Below are 2,632 nucleotides of genomic sequence, written 5' to 3'. Positions count from 1 at the left end.
CTCTCCCCTTGGAGAGGGGTTGGGGGTGAGGCCGCTTTTGTTAGTTGACAAGTTGACAAGTTGACGAGTTAACAAGGATGTCTACCCCTCTGCAACCAAGCATACGGCTTAACTCCTTTACTCCATAACTCCTTTACTCCTCGAACTTACTCCTTTTACTACTTACTCCTTTACCACTTATATCTACCTCACAATTAAATCATTCCTTGCCATATTCTCACCTTGTGCCAGCCTTGTGGCCACCAGTTTAAGGTAACGTGTGGGTATTGCAGGCAACTTCACGGTCTGGGGTACGGGATTATTCTCGATGTTCGAGAACTCTCCGCCCAGCCAACGTTTCCATGTTACGAGGTCGTCCGATGCATATATCTCATAATTAAGCACCAATCCGTCTTTCGTATCCTCCCTGGGAACATAGGTAAGACTATGGCACACGCGCTTTTCTTGAACGTCAATGAGCAGCTCTCGCGGGCTATCATAGCCCACAGAAATAAGGAGGCGTTCGGGTTCTGCCTGCTCCTCATTAGCCTTTGCAAGCACCGCGGCAGGCAACTGCACAGCATCTTCGGGCAATGCGGGTGCACAATACACGCCAATGTTGCTTATCAGCGGACAAGCCTTTGCGCTATTGATGGTGAAACGCAGGCGCGTGGCCTTCACCGTGGGGAAACAAACGATGCGCTTATAGCCAATGGTGGTTAGTCCCGTTGTGCCTTCGGGCGCGCGTTCGTCGCGCAGTTGCACCCATTTTCCGTTCACCAACGCTTCGAGCGAGAAACTCTTCACGCGCTGACCCAGTGCGATATACTCTTGCGCCATAAAGCGATTGATGTCTGTTGGGCGTTTAAAGCTAAGCGTTAGCGATGCCCGCGTAACGCCATCGTTGGTGGCCCAATAGGTTTCGGTGCTGTTGTCTACGGCCTTTTGTGCATTATACTTGGCACTGCCTCCGCGCACTTGCGATGCCGTTACACAGGCTTGGCGCACCAAGTTGTTAGCCAGTTCGGCCTTGATAACGCGCGCCATAGCCACGGCATGAGCCGAATCGATGGGATGAATACGCCCTTCGCGCGTGATGGGGAAGTTGAGCAGTAACGACGCATTACGGCCAACCGACTCGTAATATGTGTCTACCAGTTTGCGAAGGCTCTTTACCTTCGAGTCTTCGTTCTCGTGATAGAACCATCCTGGACGAATAGACGTGTCGCACTCGCCTGGCGACCAGTGCTTACCATTCTCCTGTCCGTGCATCAAAGTGTCTTGCGGCGTATTAAACGCGTAGTCTATCGTACACCAGTTTGTCAATCCTGCGTAACCCTTCTCCGTACCAATCCATCGCAGTTCAGCACGATCGCCCCAGATGGCCAGTTTGGGTTGCCATTTGTGTATCATCTCAAACGTTTTGGGCCAATCATAATATGTGGCGCCGTCTATCTTGCGTTCCTCGTTTGCTCCGCCGTAATATCCCGTGCCGCCATTAGCTCCGTCGAACCACACTTCAAACATTTCGCCATATTGGGTGAGCAGTTCTTCAAGCTGATTACGGAAATAAGTAACGTATTCGGGGCGTGCATATTCGGCGTGGTTACGGTCCCACGGCGACAGGTACACGGCAAATTTCAGCCCATACTCCTTACAAGCATCGGCCAGTTCGCGCACCACGTCGCCCTTTCCGTCTTTCCACGGCGCGTTTTTCACCGAGAACTCGGTGTATTTCGATGGCCATAGGCAAAAGCCGCAATGGTGTTTAGCTGTAAGTATGATACCTTTCATGCCTGCCTCTTTGCATGTTCGCGCCCATTGGCGTGCATCTAGGTTAGAGGGATTAAACAGCATAGGGTCTTCATCGCCAAATCCCCACTCCTGGTCGGTGTAGGTATTGAGCGAGTAGTGCAAGAAAGCATAAGTCTCTAATTGATGCCAACGCAGTTGATTGGCGTTAGGCAGTGGTCCACAAGGTGCTGGCGCAGTTACTTTACGTTGTGCGTTAGCTCCCATAGTCATCGCCAGAGCCACAGCTAAGGCGGTAAATTTGTTTATTCTCATCACATTAATAAGAAGTTTAGGGAAATACAGGGTTAAAGGTACAACGTTTTTTCGTAATACGCCATACATTTTTGCATTGTTTAATAAAAATGCGGCAAATTGGCGCGTTTTAGTACTTCTAGATGTTAACGGCGACCTACATCAAGCTGCATATACGCCATAAACAGAAAGCCAATAAAACGCTGTCGGCTCTACCAAACAACCAATCGGCGCAGCATGTACCCCTCTCACCCGTCGCATAGGTTAACCATCTCACTTTGTGAACGCCACGCCTTACCCCCTCCTCCTCGTTAATGCCTCCGATATTAAAGCCTATTAAGCCACGATAGGGCAAGAAACACAAAGCAGAAGTAAGCTTTACTTTTAATCTTTCTACAACCTGAGAGGCGTTTATGTCTTTGTGCTGTGAAACCAAGACAAACGCCCCGATCATGTACGAAGTGCCGGACAAGGATATGATGAAATAAGAAATTATGCCCCATTCGTCTGTGGTAAAACATGGCTATGTTTCTGAAGGCGACTTGACGGAAGTTATTCCTTACGTTCTCTACAAGTTGAAAGCCTGGCTGTCAATGGCAGATTACTT

General features: G+C 49.5%; 1 protein-coding gene. It reads right to left on the bottom strand.

The window, feature by feature from the left end; genetic code table 11:
• Window positions 1-183 precede the first annotated feature (183 nt).
• Complete coding sequence (locus HMPREF2955_RS13215; RefSeq protein WP_083317740.1) at window positions 184-2,046, bottom strand: alpha-L-fucosidase; 1,863 nt, start codon at window positions 2,044-2,046, stop codon at window positions 184-186.
• Window positions 2,047-2,632: the final 586 nt, after the last annotated feature.

This window comes from Prevotella sp. HMSC073D09 (assembly GCF_001814145.1).
Taxonomy (GTDB): Bacteria; Bacteroidota; Bacteroidia; order Bacteroidales; family Bacteroidaceae; genus Prevotella; species Prevotella conceptionensis.
This window is presented reverse-complemented; position numbering and strand designations above follow the sequence as displayed.

Bases quoted from the DNA above. Each gene is read 5' to 3' on its own strand.
- HMPREF2955_RS13215 (WP_083317740.1), bottom strand. From the start codon at position 2,046: ATGAGAATAAACAAATTTACCGCCTTAGCTGTGGCTCTGGCGATGACT.